At 72.1% G+C, this 20590-nt stretch carries 20 protein-coding genes; 6 read left to right on the top strand and 14 right to left on the bottom strand.

The window, feature by feature from the left end:
• Positions 1–33: 33 nt before the first annotated feature.
• The 6 genes from AOK03_RS00260 to AOK03_RS00235 all read right to left on the bottom strand — a co-directional run bounded on the left by AOK03_RS00260 (position 34) and on the right by AOK03_RS00235 (position 4619).
• Positions 34–1233 carry an MFS transporter gene (locus tag AOK03_RS00260; protein WP_055563039.1) on the bottom strand — a complete coding sequence of 400 codons (1200 nt, stop codon included), beginning with the start codon at positions 1231–1233 and terminating at the stop codon, positions 34–36.
• A gap of 170 nt (positions 1234–1403) precedes the next feature.
• Complete coding sequence (locus tag AOK03_RS00255; RefSeq protein WP_055563038.1) at positions 1404–2006, bottom strand: TetR/AcrR family transcriptional regulator; 603 nt, start codon at positions 2004–2006, stop codon at positions 1404–1406.
• A gap of 27 nt (positions 2007–2033) precedes the next feature.
• Positions 2034–3023 (bottom strand): phosphotriesterase family protein, encoded by a 990-nt coding sequence (locus AOK03_RS00250; protein WP_244177432.1) that lies wholly within the window; start codon positions 3021–3023, stop codon positions 2034–2036.
• Positions 3005–3589 carry a DUF4865 family protein gene (locus tag AOK03_RS00245; RefSeq protein WP_055563037.1) on the bottom strand — a complete coding sequence of 195 codons (585 nt, stop codon included), beginning with the start codon at positions 3587–3589 and terminating at the stop codon, positions 3005–3007. The genes AOK03_RS00250 and AOK03_RS00245 overlap by 19 nt, the downstream gene beginning before the upstream one ends.
• Positions 3590–3612: 23 nt before the next feature.
• Positions 3613–4008 (bottom strand): (R)-mandelonitrile lyase, encoded by a 396-nt coding sequence (locus AOK03_RS00240; protein WP_055563036.1) that lies wholly within the window; start codon positions 4006–4008, stop codon positions 3613–3615.
• A gap of 11 nt (positions 4009–4019) precedes the next feature.
• Positions 4020–4619 (bottom strand): TetR/AcrR family transcriptional regulator, encoded by a 600-nt coding sequence (locus AOK03_RS00235; RefSeq protein WP_425264339.1) that lies wholly within the window; start codon positions 4617–4619, stop codon positions 4020–4022.
• Between the two features lie 175 nt (positions 4620–4794).
• Here AOK03_RS00235 and AOK03_RS00230 point away from each other — a divergent pair, with 175 nt between their 5' ends.
• From AOK03_RS00230 to AOK03_RS00220, 3 genes are read left to right on the top strand one after another with little or no spacing between them, the layout of a single operon-like run.
• The gene (locus AOK03_RS00230; RefSeq protein ID WP_055563034.1) at positions 4795–5097 is read left to right on the top strand and encodes an SHOCT domain-containing protein; all 303 of its coding nucleotides are present in this window, start codon (positions 4795–4797) and stop codon (positions 5095–5097) included.
• Positions 5094–5954: an ABC transporter ATP-binding protein gene (locus AOK03_RS00225; protein ID WP_055563033.1), complete on the top strand. Its 861-nt coding sequence runs from the start codon at positions 5094–5096 to the stop codon at positions 5952–5954. Before AOK03_RS00230 ends, AOK03_RS00225 begins: the two co-directional genes overlap by 4 nt.
• A 32-nt stretch (positions 5955–5986) precedes the next feature.
• Complete coding sequence (locus tag AOK03_RS00220) at positions 5987–8548, top strand: ABC transporter permease (RefSeq protein ID WP_055563066.1); 2562 nt, start codon at positions 5987–5989, stop codon at positions 8546–8548.
• A 29-nt stretch (positions 8549–8577) separates the two neighbouring features.
• Here AOK03_RS00220 and AOK03_RS00215 read toward each other — a convergent pair whose 3' ends face one another.
• Both AOK03_RS00215 and AOK03_RS00210 read right to left on the bottom strand, forming a co-directional pair.
• Positions 8578–9051: an ATP-binding protein gene (locus AOK03_RS00215; protein ID WP_055563032.1), complete on the bottom strand. Its 474-nt coding sequence runs from the start codon at positions 9049–9051 to the stop codon at positions 8578–8580.
• A gap of 195 nt (positions 9052–9246) precedes the next feature.
• Positions 9247–9579 (bottom strand): hypothetical protein, encoded by a 333-nt coding sequence (locus AOK03_RS00210; protein WP_055563031.1) that lies wholly within the window; start codon positions 9577–9579, stop codon positions 9247–9249.
• A 333-nt stretch (positions 9580–9912) separates the two neighbouring features.
• Between AOK03_RS00210 and cds1 the strand changes: the two genes are divergently transcribed.
• The gene (cds1, locus tag AOK03_RS00205; RefSeq protein ID WP_055563030.1) at positions 9913–11010 is read left to right on the top strand and encodes an L-cysteine desulfhydrase Cds1; all 1098 of its coding nucleotides are present in this window, start codon (positions 9913–9915) and stop codon (positions 11008–11010) included.
• Between the two features lie 31 nt (positions 11011–11041).
• On the opposite strand, the gene AOK03_RS00200 is transcribed toward cds1, so the two are convergent.
• Together AOK03_RS00200 and AOK03_RS00195 are read right to left on the bottom strand one after the other, a co-directional pair.
• Positions 11042–11521, bottom strand: coding sequence for an SRPBCC family protein (locus AOK03_RS00200; protein ID WP_055563029.1), 480 nt, complete (start codon positions 11519–11521; stop codon positions 11042–11044).
• 63 nt (positions 11522–11584) lie between these two features.
• The gene (locus tag AOK03_RS00195; RefSeq protein ID WP_055563028.1) at positions 11585–12481 is read right to left on the bottom strand and encodes a DeoR/GlpR family DNA-binding transcription regulator; all 897 of its coding nucleotides are present in this window, start codon (positions 12479–12481) and stop codon (positions 11585–11587) included.
• Between the two features lie 293 nt (positions 12482–12774).
• On the opposite strand from AOK03_RS00195, the gene AOK03_RS00190 reads away from it, so the two are divergent.
• Positions 12775–15090, top strand: coding sequence for a hypothetical protein (locus tag AOK03_RS00190; protein WP_244177437.1), 2316 nt, complete (start codon positions 12775–12777; stop codon positions 15088–15090).
• Here AOK03_RS00190 and AOK03_RS00185 read toward each other — a convergent pair.
• The 4 genes from AOK03_RS00185 to AOK03_RS00170 form a co-directional block, all read right to left on the bottom strand.
• Complete coding sequence (locus AOK03_RS00185) at positions 15050–17473, bottom strand: right-handed parallel beta-helix repeat-containing protein (RefSeq protein ID WP_055563027.1); 2424 nt, start codon at positions 17471–17473, stop codon at positions 15050–15052. The two genes, AOK03_RS00190 and AOK03_RS00185, sit on opposite strands and share 41 nt — an antisense overlap.
• A 157-nt stretch (positions 17474–17630) precedes the next feature.
• Positions 17631–18236 carry an Rv1733c family protein gene (locus AOK03_RS00180; protein WP_055563026.1) on the bottom strand — a complete coding sequence of 202 codons (606 nt, stop codon included), beginning with the start codon at positions 18234–18236 and terminating at the stop codon, positions 17631–17633.
• 169 nt (positions 18237–18405) lie between these two features.
• Positions 18406–19230 (bottom strand): MOSC domain-containing protein, encoded by an 825-nt coding sequence (locus AOK03_RS00175; protein ID WP_055563025.1) that lies wholly within the window; start codon positions 19228–19230, stop codon positions 18406–18408.
• 46 nt (positions 19231–19276) lie between these two features.
• The gene (locus tag AOK03_RS00170) at positions 19277–19702 is read right to left on the bottom strand and encodes a DUF6643 family protein (RefSeq protein WP_055563024.1); all 426 of its coding nucleotides are present in this window, start codon (positions 19700–19702) and stop codon (positions 19277–19279) included.
• Between the two features lie 270 nt (positions 19703–19972).
• Here AOK03_RS00170 and AOK03_RS00165 point away from each other — a divergent pair.
• The coding region (locus AOK03_RS00165) for a TerD family protein (RefSeq protein WP_244177431.1) at positions 19973–20590 on the top strand (618 nt) is incomplete at its 3' end.

Below are 20590 nucleotides of genomic sequence, written 5' to 3'. Positions count from 1 at the left end.
CGTGACCGGCGTGACCGATGCTGCCCATGGGGCTCACACCCCCTGCGGAACCTCGGCGGCGGCCTTCTCCACCGCCGGGGACGGGGCCGGGTCGAGGAGGCGGCGCCGCAGGTCGGGTACGAGGGACACGAGTCCGAGCAGGGCCAGGCCGGCGCCGATCCACAGCGGGGCCCGCAGCCCGACCGCGTCGATGGCGGGGCCGCCGACGGACGTGGCGATGATGATGCCGAGCGTGATGAAGGACGAGTGGACGGTGTTCACCAGGGACCGGGCGTTGCCGACGCGCTGGACACGGGTCACCAGCGCGGGGTTCATGGTGACGCCGACCAGCCCGATGCCCAGCATGAACACCACTGCGGGGACGCTCAGTTCGGCGAACAGCGCGAATCCGACGAGGAAGGTCAGGTTCAGCGCGAGACCGACGACGAGCACGGGGATGGTGCGGCGGTCCGCCAACCGGCCGACGACGGTGTTGCCGATGACGGTGGCGGCGCCGTACGCGATGAGGAGCAGCGGGACGGTTCCGGAGGAGAAGCCCGTGAGCTCGGTGAGGATCGGGTTGAGGTAGCTGAAGGCGGAGAAGGTCGCGCCGATCACGAAGGTGCTCGTGGTGAGGACGAGCCACAGCCGGGGGTTGCGGAGTGCGCCCAGTTCCTGGCGGAGGCTGCCGTTCTCCTCGCTCTCGCCGTCGGCGCTCGGTACGCCGACGAGCGTGGCCACCGCGGCGAGCACGGTCAGCACGGTGATCGCCCAGAACGCGGCGCGCCAGCCCAGGTGTTCACCGACGACCGTGGCGAACGGCAGCCCGAGCAGCGTGCCCAGCATCAGACCGTTGAGGGCCACCGCCACGGCGCGGCCGCGCACTTCGGGCCGGGTGATGCGGGAGGCCAGGGAGATGGAGACGCCGAAGAACGCCTGCGAGGCGATGCCGGTGAGGACCCGGGCGACCAGCATGGTGCGGTAGTCGGGCGCGAGGGCCGCCAGCACGTTGCCCGCGAGGAAGATGCCGAACAACAGCATCAGGGCCGACTTCTGACGCAGTTTCAGTACGGCGACGGTGAGGAAGGGGCCGCCGAGTGCCATCGCGGCCGCGAAGGCGGTGATGAGATAGCCGATCTCGGGGATCGTGGCGTCCAGCCCGTCCGCCATCTGCGGCATCAGTCCTGCGACCACGAATTCGCTGGTGACCATGGCGAAGATGCCGAGGGCCAGTACGTATACGGCGCGGGGCATGGTGGGGTGCTCCTGTCGGGCAAGTTTTGGATGGGTCGGTACAGAAAAAGGGCAGGGGAGGGCACGGCGAGTCCCCGAGTGAACCCGAAGTCGCTTGCGCAAGCCGAAAAGAGCGCAAGCCGGAATGAGTGCGAGCCGGAAAGAGGGAGGGAGTGGGGAGGTGGGTGTCGCTACCGGTCCACGGTGAGCGCGTCCATCGCGGTCTCGGCGATGGCCTGCAGGGTGGCCCGGTCGGCGCCGCCCTGCGCGGAGACCCGCATGCCGCCGATCACGGCGTTGAGGTAACGGGCGAGCGTGTCCGCGTCGCGTCGGGACGTGATGTCGCCGCTCTGCTGGCCGGTGCGGATCACGGTGCGCAGCGCGGTGAGCCGAGTGTCGAGGTCCCGCTCCAGCATTCCCGCGGCCTCGGGGTCGCGCCCGGCGAGCTCGACCGTGGTGTTGACGGTGAGGCAGCCGATGCTGTGGCCGTCCCGGCGCTGTTCGAACTCCCCGTCGATGACCCGGTCGAACAGCGAGCGCACGCGCTCCGTGGCCGACCGCTCCACGTCCTCCAGGATCGCGAGCTGGTTGGCGTTCATGCTGTCCATGTACCGGGTCAGGGCTCGCCGGAACAGGTCGTGCTTGCTGGTGAACGTGTTGTAGATGCTGCTGCGGCCCAGGCCGGTGGCGTCGCACAGGTCCTGGGTCGAGGTGGCCTCGTAGCCGTTCGCCCAGAAGGCATGCATTGCCGCGTCCAGGGCCCGCTCCTCGTCGAAGCTTCTCGGTCGGGCCATGTCGGAACCGTACCGGTTCTGGAACGGTCAGTGCAATACGGGGCGGGGTGAGCCGGGCTTCCAGCCCACTGAGCCGGGCTCCCAGTCCACCGCGAACGCCCGCCCCGGGTTCACCGTCAGGATCTGCTCCACCAGCTCCTCGCCCACGGCGAGCCCGAGCCGGGGGCGCACCCGCCGCAGCAGATGCGGCATGCCGGGACCACCGTGCACCGACTGCGCCCCCGCCGTCGTCGTGTCACCGCCCAGGAGGAGGCGGTCGCCGAATCCCGCGTCCGCCAGGGCGCGCATCGCGTCCGGCATGCGCCAGTCCGTGGCGTGATGGGCGCGGGAGGGGCCGTCGAGGGCCAGATAGGCGCCCGACTCGGCGGCCTGGAGGTGGCCGGTGAGGTCGGGGGAGCGGTTCAGGTGGCCGAGGACGACGCGGTGCGGCGGCACGTCGCAGTCGCCGCAGAGCAGGTCGAGTACGTCGAGCGCGCCGGTGCCGAGCTCCAGGTGGACGGCGATGGGCGCACCCGTCGCGTGATGCGCCTCGGCCGCCGCTGTCATCGTCCAGCGTGCGTGCGCGTCGAGGCCGTGGAAGCCGCCCGCGACCTTGATGAGGCCTGCCCGTACGCCGGACTCCCCGATGCCCTCGGTGAGTTCACGGACGAAGAGGGTCGCGAGGTCGTCCGCACGGAGTCGGCCGAGCAGCTCCTGGGGGTAGTGGACCGCCTGGTGCAAGCCCGTCGCGGCGACGAGCCGCACGCCCGTCGCCCTCGACAGCTCCGGCAGTAGTCCGGCATGCCGCCCCATCCCGTGCGGCGTCCACTGCACGACGCTCTGGCCGCCCGCCCGGCGGAACGCCGTCAGCTCCTCCGTCGCGGCCAGGGGCGAATCCAGCTCCTGGCCCGGGAGCTGGGGGCTGCGGAGGAAGAGGTGGTCGTGGGCGTCGCAGACGCCGAGATCCGCCGGGGCGATGTCCCCGAGGACGCTCCGGATCGTGGGAGTACCGCTGCCGGTCACCACTGCCGCCCCCACCGCAGCTTCTCCCGCTCGGGTGCCGACACGTGCAGCACTTGGAAGACCTCGCCGATGCCCGGTGGCGCCTCGCTCTCCCAGAGCGAGAAGTGCACGGCCTCCCAGGTCCGCGGGTCCACCGCGGTCAGCGCGCTCACCGCACCGTCGGCCCGCGCCAAACGCCGTGCCTCCGCGGCGAGTTCGGCCGCCATTCCTGGCAGGTGCATCGGTGCCGGGATGCGCTGTCGGCGGCGGACCGCCGCTCTCGGTACGGCGTCGGACGCGGGCCCCTCCTCGTACGCAAGCGTCGTCCAGTGCTCCACCACCGGCCGCCCGAAGTCCTCCCCGAGGCCTTGGAAGCCGGGCCCCCAGAGGAAGGAGTTCATGCCCTCGGCCGTGTTCCAGAGGTAGAACGGCGCGTACTGGTTCACCGGCGAGTCGTCCCTGCCGCGCTCGCGCATCAGATACGCCTTGAAGCCGAGTCCGGGAAAATCGTCCAACAGGTGGCCCTTCGACTCGACCCGGTGGCGGATGATGCCCATGTCGTAGTCGGCGGGCAGGGTGATCTCGTACTGCATCGCGTGCAAGGCGTACTCCTTCGGCAGCAGGCTCAGTTGGGGTAGGTGCAGGCGTCGACCAGGTCGCCCCAGTCGACCGTGGTGCCGTCCGCCGCCGCTTCGACCACGGCCAGGTGCGTCATGAACGTGCGCGGCCCCGCGCCGTGCCAGTGCGACTCGCCGGGTTCGATCCAGACCGTGTCGCCGGCCCTGATCGGCTCGACCGGACCCCCTGCGCGCTGCACGAACCCCTCGCCCTCGGTGACGTGCAGGACCTGGCCGTGCGGATGGCGGTGCCAGGCCGTGCGGCCGCCGGGGGCGAAGTGGACGCTGAACATGCGCAGGCGGGACGGCGCGTCGGGCGCGGCGATCTCGTCGAGCCAGACGGTGCCGGTGAAGTGCTCGGCGGATCCCTGGCGGCTGTCGGGCCGGTTCCGGGTGATGTGCAACGTACGCGTCCTCACTGGGTGGTGGTGGTCCCGGACCGGATGTCGTCCGGGGTGCGGGCGGCGGCGAGCAGCGCGAGCAGCCCGCGCACCGCCGTGTCGAACGCGGCGGGCGACCCCGACGACCGGGCCAGGACATAGCCGCCCTGCACCGTCGCGACGACCGCCGACGCGATGTCCACGGGATCGAGCGCCGTCGTGAACTCGCCCTGGACGAGCCCCTCTTCGACGATTCCGGCGATCCGATCGCGGAGCCATTCGAGGGTCTCGGTGACGGGCGCGCGCAGCTCGTCGCTCGCGACGACGTCCGGGTCCATCGTGAGCCGCCCGACCGGGCAGCCCTTCAGCACGTCGCGTTCGCGCAGCAGATAGGACTCGATGCGCGCGTACGCCGAACCGCCGCCGCTCAGGGTCGCTTCGGCGGTGGCGCGCATCTCCTCGGCGGTGCGCCGGATCGCGGCGAGCGCGAGGTCGGGCTTCCCGGCGAAGTGGTGGTACATGCTGCCCTGGCCCGCCCCCGCGTGCTGCTGGATGGCCTTGGGGCTCGTGCCGACGTACCCCCGCTCCCACAGCAGCTCGCGAGTGGACTCGATCAGGCGCTCCGGAGTGCTCATGGCGACACTGTACATACTAGTAGGTACAGAGATCCAGTGGTCGGGCGTAGGGGTGGCCGCCGCGCGTACTCCCGCGGTGGTACGCGCGGTGCCGCTGGCCGTACGACGACGTGAGGGCACCCCCGGGGCGAGTTTGGAGGCAGCACAGAAACCGCTTCGGAGGAGATGAGTTCAGATGCAGACCCTGGCGCACTGGGACGGCGGGCCCGGCCCGTGGATCCTGTTCTTCCCGCTGATCTGGGCGGCCGTCGTCGTCGGCGCCGTCACCCTGCTCCGCCGCACCGTGTGGCGCGGCCGCCGCGGTCCGTTCCGGGGCGTGCTCGGGCCCGCCGGGCACACCGGCGTCGACGAGAACTCGCCCATCGCCGTGCTCGGCCGCCGTTTCGCCTCCGGCGAGATCGACGAGGACGAGTACTGGCGGCGGCTGACCGTCCTCAACGAGGAGTTCGGCCGTACCTCCAAGGGCGGTGCGGCATGAGCACCGCCACCGGACAGGCCGCCGGGCCGGTGGGCGTCGGCGCCGCCCGCGTCGCCGACGCCGTGAAGGTCTACGGCAGCGGGGACACCGCCGTACGGGCCCTGGACGGGGTGAGCGTCGACTTCCCCGCCGGACGCTTCACCGCGATCATGGGCCCGTCCGGGTCCGGCAAGTCCACCCTGATGCACTGCGCGGCGGGCCTGGACACGCTCACCTCGGGCGCCGCCTTCATCGGTGACACCGAGCTGGGCAAGCTCGACGACCGGCGCCTGACCCTGCTCCGGCGCGACCGAATCGGCTTCGTCTTCCAGGCCTTCAACCTGGTGCCGACGCTGACCGTCGCCGAGAACATCACGCTGTCCATGGACCTCGCCGGAGTCCGCGGCGACCGCGAATGGGCGGACGCCCTCGTCGACGTCGTCGGGCTGCGCGACCGGCTGCACCACCGGCCCGCCGAACTCTCCGGCGGCCAGCAGCAACGCGTCGCCGTGGCACGGGCGTTCGCGGGCCGCCCCGACGTCGTCTTCGCCGACGAACCGACCGGCAACCTCGACTCGCGCTCCGGCGAGGAGGTGCTGAACCTGCTCGGCCGGGCGGTGCGCCAGATGGGCCGTACCGTCGTCATGGTCACCCACGACCCGGTGGCCGCCGCCCACGCCGACGAGGTCGTCTTCCTCGCCGACGGGCGCCTCGTGGACCGCATGGAGTCCCCGACGGCCGACCGGGTCCTGGACCGGATGAAGGCCTTCGACGCGCGACCGCCCGCGAGGGATGCCGCCCCGCACTCCGACACGCACTCCGCCGCGATGCCCCAGGCCTCCGGCGCCCGTCCCGGCAGGCAGGGGGCGCCGTCATGAGCTCCCCGAATTCCCGTGGTTCCCTCGGTTCCCTGAACGCCTCCGTCCGCCTCAGCATGTCCTCGCTGCGCGGCCACAGACGCCGTTTCGCCGGTACGTTCCTCGCCGTCATGCTCGGCGTCGCCTTCCTGGCGGGCACCCTCGTCATGGGCGACACCCTGCGCGCCAGCTTCGACACCATGTTCGGGAATGCCACGAGCGGCACCGACGCGGTCGTCCGCAGCGCCGACACCATCACCACCCCCGACGACAACCGGGGCACCCGCGAGCCGGTCGACACCGACCTCGTGAAGACGCTGGAGAAGAACGGGCAGGTGGCCGCCGCCGCGCCCGACATCGAGGGCGCGGGTCAGCTCCTCGGCAAGGACGGCGAACCCATCGGCGGCAAGGGCCCGCCCACCCTCGCGGGCAACTGGATCGACGACACCGAGCTGAACGCGTACCGACTCGCCGAAGGGCGTGCCCCGTCCGGGCCCCGCGAGGTCGTGGTCAACCGGGGCGCCGCGAAGACCGGCGACTTGAAGATCGGCGACACGACGACGCTGCGCACCCCCGACCCCGTGCGGGTGAAGATCGTGGGCCTCGCGACCTTCGGCGGCGAGGACGGCATGGCGCAGACCACCTTCACCGGCATGACGCGGGCCGACGCCGAGAAGTACCTCACCGCGAAGCCCGGCGAAGCCGCGGCCATCCGGGTGCGGGCCGAGCCCGGCGTGACCGAGCAGGAGCTCGTCGACGCGCTGAACCCCGTACTGCCCAAGGGAGTCGAAGCCATCACCGGGGAGGCGTCGGCCGCGGAGAACACCGACAACATCTCCGGCCAGTTCCTCGGCGTCTTCACCACCCTCCTGCTGGTGTTCTCCGGAGTGGCCCTGCTGGTCGCCACCTTCAGCATCCACAACACCTTCGCCATCGTCGTCGCCCAGCGCACCCGCGAGAACGCGCTCCTTCGCGCGCTCGGCGCCTCGCGCCGACAGGTCACCGTCTCGACCCTCGTCGAAGCGAGCGCCGTCGCCGTCATCGCGTCGGCCGCGGGACTCGCGGGCGGCATCGGCGTCGCGGCCGGCCTGCAGGCGCTCTTCCCGGCCATCGGATTCCCCTTTCCCGAGGGCGACCTGGTGATCGGCGCGCTCTCCATGCTGCTGCCGCTCGCCGTCGGCGTCGTGGTCTGCCTGGGCTCCGCGCTGCTGCCCGCCGTACGGGCCGGGCGCACCGCCCCGCTCGCCGCGCTGCGCGAGACGGCCGTCGACCACTCCGGTGCCTCGCGCCGCCGTGCCGTCGTCGGCAGCGGCCTCGCGCTGGCCGCCGTGGGCCTCGCCCTCACCGGTGTCCTGGTCAGCCCCTCCATCTGGCTGGCGGCGGCCGGGGCGGTGCTGGCCCTCGTCGCCTTCGTGGTGCTCGGGCCCGTCGCCTCCTCGCGAGCGGTACGCGTCCTCGGCGGCCCCCTCGACCGGCTGCGCGGCGTCACCGGCGGCCTCGCCCGGCGCAACGCCCTGCGCAGCCCGAAGCGGACCGCGGCCACCGCGAGCGCGCTGATGATCGGCGTCGCCGTCGTCTCCCTCTTCACGGTCTTCGGCGCCTCGCTGAAGGCCACGATGGACCAGACCGTGAACCGGTCCTTCGCCGGAGACATCGCGGTCAGCACCCCCGGCTTCGGCGCGGGCGGCAGCGGGCTCAGCCCGAAGCTGGCCCCCGCGCTCGCGAAGCAGCCCGAGGTCGAGACCGCCGTCGGCCTCGGCAAGGGGGCCGCCGAGGTCAACGGCCAGGGGCGCGCCCTGACCATCACCGACCCGCAGCCGTTCGCGCGCTCCTTCGACCTCGGTGACGTCGACGGCTCGCTGGGAGCGCTCGGCGACCGCGGCATCGCCATCACCAGGTCGGAGGCGGAGAAGCAGGACCTGAAGGTCGGCTCCCGGGCCGACCTGACCTTCGCCGACGGCAAGAAGGAGACCTTCACGGTCCGCGCGGTCTTCGGCAGGTCGGAGCTCGCCGGTGACTACGTCATCAGCCGCGAGGCCTGGGCGCCGCACCGCATGCAGGACTCCGACAGCCTCGTCTCCGTCACGTTCAAGGACGGCGTGACCCCGGCCGCGGGCAAGGCAGCGGTCGCCGAGACGGCGCAGGACTACGGCAATCCGGATGTGCAGACCCGCTCCGAGTACGCGGAGGCCTCCGCGAGCGGAATCGACATGATGCTCACCCTCGTCTACGCGCTGCTCGCCCTCGCGGTGTTCATCGCCCTGCTCGGCATCGCCAACACGCTGACCCTCGCGATCCACGAACGCACCCGCGAGCTGGGCCTGTTGCGCGCGGTCGGCCAGACCAGGGCCCAACTGCGCGCCATGGTCCGCTGGGAGTCGGTGCTCGTCGCCGCCTTCGGAACGGCGGGCGGACTCGTGCTCGGCGGCTTCCTCGGCTGGGTGCTCGTCAAGGCGTCCGACAGCACGACCGAGAGCGCCTTCGCGTTCGCCGTGCCGCCGGTGCAGCTGGTGGTGGTCGCTCTGGTGGGGCTGGCCGCGGGCGCCTTGGCGGGCCTGCGTCCGGCTCGGCGGGCGGCGCGCCTGGACGTGCTGCGGGCCATCGCCACCGAGTGACGCCTGCGGAACGGACGATCACCGCCCGGTCAGCCGACAACGGCCGACCGGGCGGGAGTCTTCTCTGCCGCCCCGTACACGGGATACGGGGACATGGCCACCGCGGGGGAGGGGGCGGGGAGCGTGAACCACACGACTTTTCCCGCGTCGCCCTGCGGGCGCACGCCCCAGCTCTCGCTCACCGCCGCGACCATCGCGAGTCCCCGGCCGCAGGTGGCGAAGGGCTCCGCGTCACGGAGCTGGGGGAGGCGCGGATCGTGGTCATGGACGGAGACCGTGAGCCGGTCGAGCAGCAGCTCGATCTCCACGGTGCACATCTTGTCGGGCTCGGCATGCCGGTGGACGTTGGTGAGAAGCTCCGTCACACCTAGGGCGGCCTGGTCTATCAATGGATCGAGATGCCAGTAGCGCAACTGCGCAGATACGATTCTGCGGACCTGGCCGATCCGCGACGGCAGGGCTTGGAGCTCTACCGTGCAATGCCTGCTTGGCTGGCTGATCACGGCTGCGACTCCCCGAATTGAGGTCCGGAAGAAGACGACGATCGGATCCAGCAGGGGCCGCGTGGTCTGCCGCCTGCTGTATGGCCGGCGGCGGCTGGTTCGCAGCGTCATCGCCGGTAAACCCAGAGTGATGTGAGACCAGAGTGGCCCAGGGGGTGCGGGCATGCAACTCGCGCATCGCGCCGACCGGCCCCGTCAGCTGTTGGGGAGGCGGTGTTCCGTGGCGCTGCGCACGGCCTCGATGAACCTGCGTACCGTCGGCGGACCGGCCTCGCCGGGGCGTGGTTCGTGCTCGCCGAGCGTGAGCCGATAGCGGGTGCCGTTCACTTCGGCAAGGGCCCGGTCGTCCGCGGCGAACCACGGCTTGCCCGTGCGCACCGCCTGCACCGGCGCGCTGTCGATCTCCGTGCCGTAGCTGGTCAGCAACTCCAGCCTGCCGTCGGTGATGCGGACCTGGCCGGCGCGCGTGAGGGAGCGCAAACGCCGCCCGATCCGCACACCCGTGGCCGTGAACTCCGGCTCCGCCATGGCACTCCGCCCCCTAGTGCGTTGTGGGTGAACCGCTCCGACACGAGACAGCTGCCCCGTGCGGTGAAGTCTGCACGCCCCAGGCGTCGAGCACCAGTACGCATGGAGACGTCGGACCTGGGCTTCCTCGCTGCTCGCGACGGCGCGCCGTCAAGCTCTCCCCAAGGCTGCGACAGCTGCTCCTTTGAGGGCCTCAAAGGTGTGTTTATGCAGGTGAGAGCGGTGTTGGAGGTGTTTAAGATCGAGGTGTACGGCCGCGTCGAAATCGCGTCCGGCACGACGCGAAGGAGCCCCGCCGTGAGCACCCCACAGCAGTTTCGAGCCGACGAGCCCATGCCGACGCTCGACGTCGACCACAGCGACGCAACGTACCGGGCCTGGCTCAAAGAAGCCGTGCGCAAGGTCCAGGCCGACGCCAACCGCTCGGCCGACACCCATCTGCTGCGCTTTCCGCTGCCCGAACACTGGGGCATCGACCTGTACCTCAAGGACGAGTCGACGCACCCGACCGGCAGCCTCAAGCACCGCCTCGCCCGCTCGCTGTTCCTCTACGGCCTCTGCAACGGCTGGATCAGGCCAGGGCGTCCGGTCATCGAGGCGTCCAGCGGGTCCACGGCCGTCTCCGAGGCGTACTTCGCGAAGCTGATCGGGGTGCCCTTCATCGCGGTGATGCCCCGCACGACCAGCGCGGAGAAGATCCGTCTCATCGAGTTCCACGGCGGCCGGTGCCACTTCGTGGACGACTCGCGCACGATGTACGCGGAGTCCGCTGCCCTCGCCGTCCAGACGGGCGGGCACTACATGGACCAGTTCACCTACGCGGAGCGGGCCACCGACTGGCGGGGCAACAACAACATCGCCGAGTCGATCTACCAGCAGCTGCGGCTTGAGCGCTACCCCGAGCCCGCGTGGGTCGTCGCCACGGCGGGCACCGGCGGCACCTCGGCGACCATCGCGCGCTACGTCCACTACATGCAGCACGACACCAACATCTGCGTCGCCGACCCGGAGAACTCCTGTTTCTTCGACGGGTGGACGAAGAGCGACCCGGACGCGTCGAGCGACTGCGGCTCCCGCATCGAGGGCATCGGCAGGCCCCGCATGGAGCCGAGCTTCGTGCCCGGCGCCATCGACCGCATGATGAAGGTGCCGGACGCGGCGTCCGTCGCCGCCGTACGCGCCCTGGAGCAGGCGATCGGCCGCAAGGCGGGCGGCTCGACCGGCACCGGCCTGTGGAGCGCGTTGAAGATCGTCGCCGAGATGGTGGCCGCGGGGCGCACGGGTAGCGTCGTCACGCTGATCTGCGACCCCGGTGACCGTTATCTGGACAAGTACTACTCGGACGCGTGGCTGGCCGAACAGGGCCTGGACATCGCGCCCTACGCGCAGACGATCGACACGCTGCTGGCCACGGGGGCGTGGCCCGAGTAGCGGGCACGGGACGGCGGTGCCCGCGGCACGGCTATGTCTTGGACGAGCCGATCCGCTTGTCCAAGGCCGTGACGGCGTCCCGGAACGCCCGCCCGAGGCCCGCGCGGCCGAGCTTCAGGGCGACGCGCAGCGGGGCGGGTCCGTCCACGGCGAAAGTCCACTGCACACGGGTGCCGGTGCCGGCCGGGGAGAGCCGCCACTCCTCGACGAGGGCGCGCAGGCCGGGCGTGTTCGTCTCGTCGATGCGGTAGGCGTACCGCTCGGGTCCCTCGGCCGCCAGGATCGACTCCTGGAAGCGCGTGCCGCCCTTGAGCCGGACCTCGCGGCCGGCCCCGCCCCCGGTCGGCCTGCACAGGGTGACCGCGGAGAACCACTGGGGCCAGCCCGTCACGTCGTCGGCCAGGGCGCGGTACACCGCGTCGGGAGGTGCGCCCACCTCGCGCGAGAAGACCAGACGCACCGGAGCGGACTGTATGAAGTCGAGCCCAACAGGGCTCAGTCGGCGTGCCATGGAACGCTGCCCCCCAGGAGAACGGACGGTTGACCGGGTGCCGTCACCATAGCTGGCGGCCCGTCAGATGTCTGCGCGGGCCTCGGAGTCGTCGATGTTCGCGGTGGCGGTGTCGGCGGCCGCGGCGTCGTCGGCCCCACCGGGCGTCGTGAGCTCGCCCGTCACCACGATCCGGTTCACGTGCTCGGAGATCTCCACGCGCGCCTCCGCAGCCAGCCCCGCATCCGTCACGAGCGTGTCGACCTGCGAGAGCGAGGCGAACGAACTCAGGCCCACCGTCCCCCACTTGGTGTGGTCCGCGACCACCACCACCCGCCGCGCCGACTGCACCAGCCGCCGATTGGTCTCCGCCTCCGCCAGGTTCGGCGTCGACAGACCGGCCTCCAGCGATATGCCGTGCACACCGAGGAAGAGCACGTCGAAGTGGAGCGCCCCGATCGCCTGGTCCGCGACCGGACCGACCAGCGAGTCCGACGGGGTCCGCACGCCACCGGTCAGCACGACCGTCGCCGCGCCCTGCCGCTGACCGGAGGTGCGCTGCGCGGAGTGGAAGACGTCCGCGACCCGCACCGAGTTCGTCACCACGGTCAGGTCCGGCACGTCCAGGAGGTGCTGCGCCAGCGCATACGTCGTCGTACCACCGGACAGGGCGATGGCCGTGCCGGGCGCCACCAGGGACGCCGCGGTCCGCGCGATGTCCTCCTTGGCCGTCAGCTCCAGGCCCGACTTGGCCTCGAACCCCGGCTCGTGCGTGCTCGCCTCCATCACCGGGACCGCGCCGCCGTGCACCTTCTCCAGCACGCCCTGGCGGGCCAGCGCGTCCAGGTCGCGGCGGACCGTCATGTCGGACACGCCGAGCTTGCGGGTGAGTTCGTTGACACGGACGCCGCCGCGGCGGCGCACCTCGTCCAGGATCAGGGCGCGGCGCTGCTCGGCCAGGAGGTTCTGATTGTCGCTCACGCCCGGTGCGGCCCTTCTGCCTCGTCATGCCCGGCGCGCCCGCCCGGCGCGCTGCCTCATCCTCGCACGGGCCACCGACAGCGGTGCCACCGACCGGGTGAGCCGCCCGGGACAGGGAACAACCAGGAAGGGGGAGATTGCGTGACGAGGGGTGCGCAGTGGGCCCCGAGTCGAGATCCTTGTCCTCTCACCATGCTCATCTCGGGGGAAGCGGAACAGTGGAGCGTGCCACGCAGGACGAGACCGCCCTCGAACTCCTGGTCCACGGAGTCGGGGGAACCACACCGGAGGAAATGCTGGGCGACCCGCGCACCGTGCGGATCTCCGGCGACGACACGGCAGCCGTGTTCCGCCGCACCGAGGACGCCGACGCGGAACGGCGCCCCGACGACTATCGCGGCAAACCGGTGCCCGAGGCGTACGTCTGGTGCAATCTGACCTCCGGCAACGGCTCCCGGGCCCTGTGGCTCCTGCTGCTGCCCTTCATGGTGGTCAACCTCGCCCACTGGATGCGGCCCACCTCCCGCCACCGCAAACGGCTCGTGCGCACCTACGGCCTCCTGGTGAGGCTCGTCGGCCTCACCCTCACCGTGCTGCTCGTCGCCGCCGCCTGCGAGCTCGCCCTCGACCTCACCGCCTGGCAGTGCGCGGGCACCCCCGAGTGCGCCGACGACCGCGCCTGGCTCGGCTTCCTCGCCACCGACGGCTCCGGAAACGGCGGCTGGTGGTCCCAGCCCGGCCGCCGCCTCGCCCTCGCCGCCCTCCTGCCCGGCGCCCTCACCGGCCTCCTCTGGTACCTGTCCCACCGCACGTGGAGCGCGTACGAATCCCAGCAGCCGCTGCCCCAGCAGCCCGACCCGGAGGAGGAGACCAGCCGCACCGCACTCGGCAGGCCCGGGTTCTGGTACGGACGCAGGCTGGTGGCCCGGCTGCGCGCCGCCCACACGGCCGCGGGCCTCCTCACCGTCGCCGCGGCCGTCGGCACCTCGGCGGCGCGGTACGACCGGCGACCCGGAGGCCCCGCCCCGCTCGACTCCATCGGCTGGGCCCTGGACGCCACGCTCGTCCTGGGCGGGGTCTTCGTGGTCTGGGTGGTGTGCCGCAGGGGGCGTTCGGAGAACAGGCTCGACCGGACGCTCGACAAGACGCTGGTCCGCTGGCTGCCGCTGGGCGCCCTCGTCCTGCTCGCCCTCGCCCTGCTGTACGCGGGCTGGTCCCGCCCCGGCTGGCGCTCCGAGGGCAGGCTGCCGGGCGACGCGACGTTCGGCGGCATCGCGCTCGTCCAGGGCCTCCTGATCCTCTGCCTCGCCGTGGTCGCCCACCTGCTGTACCGGACCTCTCCCGACTCCCGCACCGCCATCCGCGGCTTCGGCGGGCCCGCCGTCGCCATGCTGTCCTGCGCGCTCGGCGGCGTCATGACCGGCGGCGGGGCGCAGCGCGTCGCCGACTGGCTGGACGGTACGCAGGGCTCGATCGACGGACCGGCCCTGGTGCTCACCTGGCAGGCCTCCGTGATCCCGCCGCTCCTCGTGGTCGTCGCGGTGCTGTGCGGCTGGTTCGGCTTCCGCACGGTGCAGCGCAAGCGCAGGGAGATGGCGCGGATGGCGGTGGACTACCCCGACGAGCGCAAGGACTCCACCCGCACCCGCCGGATCGCGGGCACGCGCGCGCGTGCCGCCCTCACCGACCGCGCGCCCCTGCTCGTCGGCATCATCTCCGCCGTGACGCTGCTGCTGGGCGCCGCCGCGCTCACGGGCGCATGGATGTCGGACGAGGTGCCGGGGCAGGCCGCGGACGACATGCCCGACGTCCTGGAGGGCGCGGCGCAGACCTCCCAGGCGCTCGGCTCCTGGCTGATCGGCTTCGGCTTCATACTCTTCGTCACCTGGGGCCGTCGCGCGTACAAGGACCCCTCGGCCCGCCGCACCATCGGCATCCTCTGGGACGTCGGCACCTTCTGGCCGCGCGCCGCCCACCCCTTCGCCCCGCCCTGCTACGCCGAGCGCGCGGTGCCCGACCTGACCTGGCGGATGGCCAGTTGGACGCGCGCCACCAGCGCCACCGGCGGCCGACTCGTCCTCTCCGGCCACTCCCAGGGCAGTGTCCTCGCGGCGGCCGCCGCCTGGCAGCTGCGACCGTCGGTCCGCAGGCGCGTCGCCCTGCTCACCTACGGCTCGCCCCTGGAGCGCCTGTACGGCAGGTGGTTCCCGGCCCACTTCGGCCCGGCGGCCCTGACCTCGCTGCACCGCGAGGTCGACTGCTGGCGGAACCTGTACCGCACCACCGACCCGATCGGCGGCCCCATCCAACTGCACGGCGACTGCGGCCCGCAGGTCGACCGCCCCGCCCTCAAGGACCCCCTCGCCTACGGCCGCACCGAGGAACACCCGCTGCCCGCGCCGATCCTCGGCCACGGCGACTACCAGGCGGACGCCGCGTTCGCGGAGGAACGGGCGCGGCTCCTCGCGCGCCTCAAGCCGGAGGTGCCGTCGCCGAGGCCCGCGGAGACGCGGACGGGGGCCTCGGAGACCCCGGAGGGTGCCCCGGAGCCCCCGGCGACGGAAGGCCTCACACCGGCTCCGGCAGATCCTCCGGATACAGCAGCGTGAGGTCGTCCGTGCTCGGCTCGCCGAACTGGGCGACCCGGCCCGCGTGCCGCTCCACCATCGCCTCGAAGGTCTGACGCGCGGTACGGCCGTTGCCGAACGCGGGCCCCTTGGGGAGCACCGTGAAGTACTTCAGGAGCGCCTCGGACGTGCCCGTGCCGAGGCGGTACTCGTGCTCGTCGGCCTGCTGCTCCACGATCCGCAGCAGCTCCTCGGGCGCGTAGTCGCCGAAGGTGATGGTCCGTGAGAAGCGGGACGCCACCCCGGGGTTGACGGAGAGGAACCGCTGCATCTCCGCGGTGTACCCGGCGACGATCACCACGACGGCCTCGCGGTGGTCCTCCATCAGCTTCACGAGCGTGTCGATGGCCTCGCGGCCGAAGTCACGCCCGGAGTCCTCGGGCGAGAGGGCGTACGCCTCGTCGATGAACAGCACGCCGCCGCGCGCCCGGTCGAAGGCCTCCTGGGTGCGGATCGCCGTGGAGCCGATGTGCTCGCCCACCAGGTCGACGCGGGACACCTCGACGAGGTGGCCGCTCTCCAGGACGCCGAGCGAGGCGAGGATCTCGCCGTAGAGGCGGGCGACGGTCGTCTTGCCGGTGCCGGGGGAGCCGGTGAAGACCAGGTGGCGGCGGACGGAGGCGGCCTTGAGCCCGGCCTGCTGCCTGCGGCGGCCCACCTCGATCATGTCGGTGAGGGCGCGCACCTCGCGCTTGACGCTGTCCAGGCCGACCAGGGCGTCGAGCTCGCCGAGGACCTCCGTGGAGGCCCGGGAGCTCTTCGCCTCGGCCGGGGAGGCCGTCGGCTGCGGTGCCTGCGCGGCCTGCTGGGCGGGCAGGGCGCCGAGCAGGCCCACGGTCTGGGTGGCCGTCTGCACGGCGGGCGTCGGCTGGGCCGGTGCCGCGGGGGTGCGCAGGCCGCCGCTCTCGTCGCTCGCGCAGTCCTCGACGAGCGGGCCCTCCTCCGAGAACTCGAAGCCGCCGCGCGCGCACCGCTCCGTGCGGCACTTCTTCAGCGTCGTACGACATCCGTCTATGACGTGGAAGCCGTAGCCGCCGCTGCCGCTGACCCGGCAGCCGTGGAAGCTGCCGCGGCCGCCCGCCGACACGTAGAAACCGGCCTCGGCGGGTGCGGTGACCGTGCAGCGCTCGATGGTCGGGTCGGCGCCCTTGGTGACGATCACGCCGGTCTGGACGGCGTCGACCGTGCAGTTGGCGAGGGTGCCGCCGCTGCCGTGGTCGCGGAACCAGGCGCCTGTCGCGGCCTCGCGGATGCGGCAGTCGTCGAGCTGGGCGGTCGCCCCGTCGCTCACCGACACCGCGGTGTTGCGCACCTGGGAGAGGTCGCTGTCGACGACGTCGGTGCGGGAGCCGCGGTCCAGGACGAACAGGGCGTCCGGCACGTCGTGCACCCGGCACGACTCCAGGACGGCCGTCGCGCCGTCGCTGACCCAGACCGCAGGATAGTCACCCGTGCTGTCGTGGATCTCGCACTGGTTGGCGTCCACGCGCGTGCCCGGGTCCCAGACCGACAGGCCGTTGCGCCCGAACCGGCTCACCGTGGAGCGGGTGAGGGTCAGCACGGAGCGCGAGCGCAGATCGATCGCGTTCTCCGGGATGTCGTGGATGCGGCAGTCGGCCAGGGTGAGCACGGCGTCCGTGTCGAGCGTGACGCCGTCGGAGGTGGTGCGGTGCACGTCGCAGTCGGTCAGGTGGGCCGTGGCCCGCCCGGTGATCTGCACACCGGAGCCCTTGACCTCGTACACCTCGCAGCCGATCGCCTCGAGTCCCGTGTGCTCCCCGGTCACCGAGAGGCCCGCGCCCGACGCGTGGTGCACCCGGCACCGCTCCAGGCGCGGATGGGCGCCGCCGCGCACCGCGACGCCGGACTGGCCCGCCGCGACGATCTCGCACTCCTCGAAGACACCGCCACCGCCGTCGAGCACCGCGATGCCGATGCCGCCGGGGTTGTCGACGGTGCAGCGGCGCACCGTGGGACGCGCCCCGCCGCGCACTTCGAGCCCGGCCGCGGACCGGGTCACCACGCGGACGCCGATGAGCTCCGGGGCCCCGTCCTCGACGAGCAGCGCGGGCGCGGACGAGTCCTGGCCCTCGATGTGCAGGTCCTGTATGACAGCGGAGGCGCGGACGGTCAGCGGCACCCCGTCGGACGGTGCGATGCGCACCGAGCCGGGGGAGCTCTCGGGGCCGCGCAGTGTCACCGCGCGCTGGACGACGAGGTTCTCGCGGTAGGTGCCGGCGGCAACGGTCAGTACGTCCCCGTCGCTCGCGGCCTCCAAGGCAGCGGCGAGCGATGCGTACTCGCCGGTGCGGCGCCGCCACCGCGACGTGCCGGTGTGCGTCACCTGGACCGTGCCCTGTGCCATGGAGTTGCTCTGCCCCCACCTTGTCGTACGCGGGACCTTGCGGCGCTGTCGTGTGTCACTGCATGTCGTGGCACTGCGCAAGGGGCCGAGGAGTTCGGCCGGTCCACCGTAGCGCGCGCGAGCAGGCGGAGTTGACCCGATGGCCGGGGCGGGTCCGTCAGGAGCCGGTGCCGGTCCGTCCCCAGTCGGGTCCGGCCTTCTCCCACGCCCGGTCCAGCCGTGCGTGACGCCCGCGCACGATGCGCCAGAGAATCAGCCTGCGGCCGCCCTCGATGAGGCCGACGCTCGCCGCTGCGGTGCCGAATCCGGCCAGGACCGCGTGTGTCGTCGCCGTCGCGCCGTCCAGCGGGCGGCCGACGACGCGGCCGTGCTCGTCCGTCCAGAGCCTGAAGTGGTCGCCGGGGTCCGGGGACTTGAGGTCGGACAGCACCACGCCGTAGTGATCGGTGTGGTCCGGGGCCTTCCAGCGGGCGAGGACACGGCTGTGCGCGTCGCGCGCCGATGAGGTCTCGGGGTCGGGGTCGATCGGGGAGGAGCCGACCTTGCGCAGGACGGTGCCGGTGATCGCGTGGCGGTCCTCGTGCTGTTGTTGCACCGAGGCGAGGAGGGCGTCCCGCGACAGGCTCGCGGTGAACACGCCGACGACCGGGGCGCCGACGATGATCAGCACCAGGGCGACCAGGGCCAGCCAGGCCTCGACCAGGTCGGTGCCGCGGCGCAGCGGATTGTGCCGCCACCGCCACAGGCCGACGATTGCTCGCACTGCCCTGCACCCCCTTCCGCGTCCGTCTTAGCCGGGAACGGCACGGACTTCGCGCGGGTGGCGGGAAGAGAGAGCGAAATCACTCTCCGCAGCCGCCCCCCTTCGTTGCGCTTCATGTCCAGGATCCCAACGTCCGTGCCCCGGCGTCGAGTTCCCATTCGGGCATCGATCATTCGAGGACCGTGAACGTGTCACCGATGCGGATCTTTCCGGTTGTTTCGGGCACCAGATTCTGCCCGAAGACGAGTTGGTCGCCGAAGCGGCGGTGCCGGGCGAGCGTCCGCAGGGGCTCCTTGCCGCGCTCCGCGGTGTGCTGGTCGGTGGTCGTCACGACACAGCGCCCGCACTTCTTGACGACGCGGAAGGTGACGTCGCCGATGGCGACGCGCCGCCAGTCGTCCTCGGCCCAGGGCGGGGTGCCGTCCACGACGACATTGGGCCGGAAACGGTTCATGGGCAGCGGGCCCTCGTCGGAGTGGTCGCCCTGGGCGATGAGGGAGTTGACCGCGTCGAGCGAGGAGAGGGCGGTGAGCAGCAGCGGAAAGCCGTCCGCGAAGGAGACCGTCTCGCCCGCCCTGCCGTACGCCGGGTCCACGGGGCGGCGTGTCGCGGGGGCGTCCAGGTGGACGAGCCGGACGTCGGTCTCCAGGTGGGCGCTGAACCAGGCGTGCGCCGCGTCGTCGGCGGGCACCGCCTCGACCTTGTCCCGCCAGACCTCCACCGGCACGGTCCGGCCGGGGTCGGGCACGCCGACCGTGAGGGCCTCGCGGCCGGGCGCGGACACACGGATGCCGCCGCCGGGCCGTGCCTCGGCGGCGACCAACGCCATGCGCGGATGCGGTCGTTGCGACACGAACCGTCCGTCGCCGTCGACCAGCATCCATCGACGGTCACCCGCGAGCCCCCAGGGCTCCACGACGGCCTCACGCGGAGCGTGCCCCCTGGCCGCCTTGAGCGGGTGAACGTGGAGGGACCTCAGTGCTGGGTACGGCATGCGGCCATCCTGCCAGCAGCCGCTGACAGCGGACGGCCGCCGGTGATCAGTACCCGCGGTAGGGGCGGTTGTACGGATCCTCGTACGACGCCGGGGCCGGGCGGGGCGCCGCGGGGCGCATCGCCTCGTACCCCGTGCCGGGCGCGGGCCGCTGGGGCTGGGCGCCCGGATAGCCGCGCGGGCCGGCGGTCTGCTGCGGGATGTACGGCGCCGGGGTCTGCTGCAGCGGTGCGGGCTGCTGGGCCTGCGGGTAGCCGTACGCCTGGTTGGGATGGGACGGGGCGGCCGGCAACGCGGGCAGCGCGGCCGGCAGCGCGGGCAGGTGACTGCCCGTGTCGTACGCGGAGGGGACCCGGATCGGGGCGATCTGCGGAGTGCCCCGCTCTGCAACGAGGGAGTCGTAGATCGGAGTGTCCGGGAAGGACGGCGCGGAGTAGTAACCGCCGCCATAGGTGGAGCGGGGGGAGGTCATGCTCCATAAGTTAAGCCCTTGATGTGCTGGTTGGGGAGACCGATAAGAGGGTTGTTTTACGTGTCGGCTGTGGCTGTGGATCCCCAATGCGAGCGAACTTGGGAAAATCGGTCGCCGGACGATGTTCGGATCGTGTAAAGGCCGAGCTCCTGGGGGGTTACCTGGGGTTGGCCACGGGGCCCGCGGGACACGGTCGTGGGCCTCCGTGAGGTCCGGGTAATAGGTTGGTCATGAACGGAAACGGCGGGCCCAGCCGGATGGCGACTTACGATGGGGGCGGACATGACAATGTCTAAAGGATCGAATGTTCCCGTACCGGCACCCGCGGTACGGATCGAATTGGGCTGGGGTTCCGGAGCCGGAGTGCCGGACGCCGATGCGTCCGCGCTGTTGCTGTCGCCTTCCGGAAAGGTGCGCTCGGACGCGGACTTCGTCTTTTACAACCAGCCCGCGCACTCCTCCGGCGCGGTGCGCCACGAGGGCAAGCAGCGCTCCGGCGCCGGTGTGACCGATGTGCTCGGCGTCGACCTCGCGCGCGTGGAGCCCGAGATCGAGACCGTGGTGCTCGCCGCGTCGGCCGACGGCGGCACGTTCGGCCAGGTCCCCGGCCTGTACATCCGCGTCCTCGACGCGGTGAGCGGCGCCGAACTCGCGCGCTACGACAGCGCGGACGCGACCGTGGAGACCGCCTTCGTCCTCGGCGAGCTCTACCGCAGGCAGGGTGCCTGGAAGTTCCGCGCCGTCGGCCAGGGGTACGGCAGCGGCCTCGAAGGGCTCGCCATGGACTACGGCATTTCGGTGGACGAGCCGCAGCAGGCCGCCGCCCCGACTCCGGCGGCCCCGTCGGCGCCCGTAGCCGCTCCGCCCGCTCCCGCGCCCGTGCGACTG

Source organism: Streptomyces atriruber, from assembly GCF_001418325.1.
In the GTDB taxonomy this organism is placed as follows: domain Bacteria; phylum Actinomycetota; class Actinomycetes; order Streptomycetales; family Streptomycetaceae; genus Streptomyces; species Streptomyces atriruber.
Note: the sequence above shows the minus strand (reverse complement) of the source record. Positions and strands in the feature narration are given on the sequence as shown.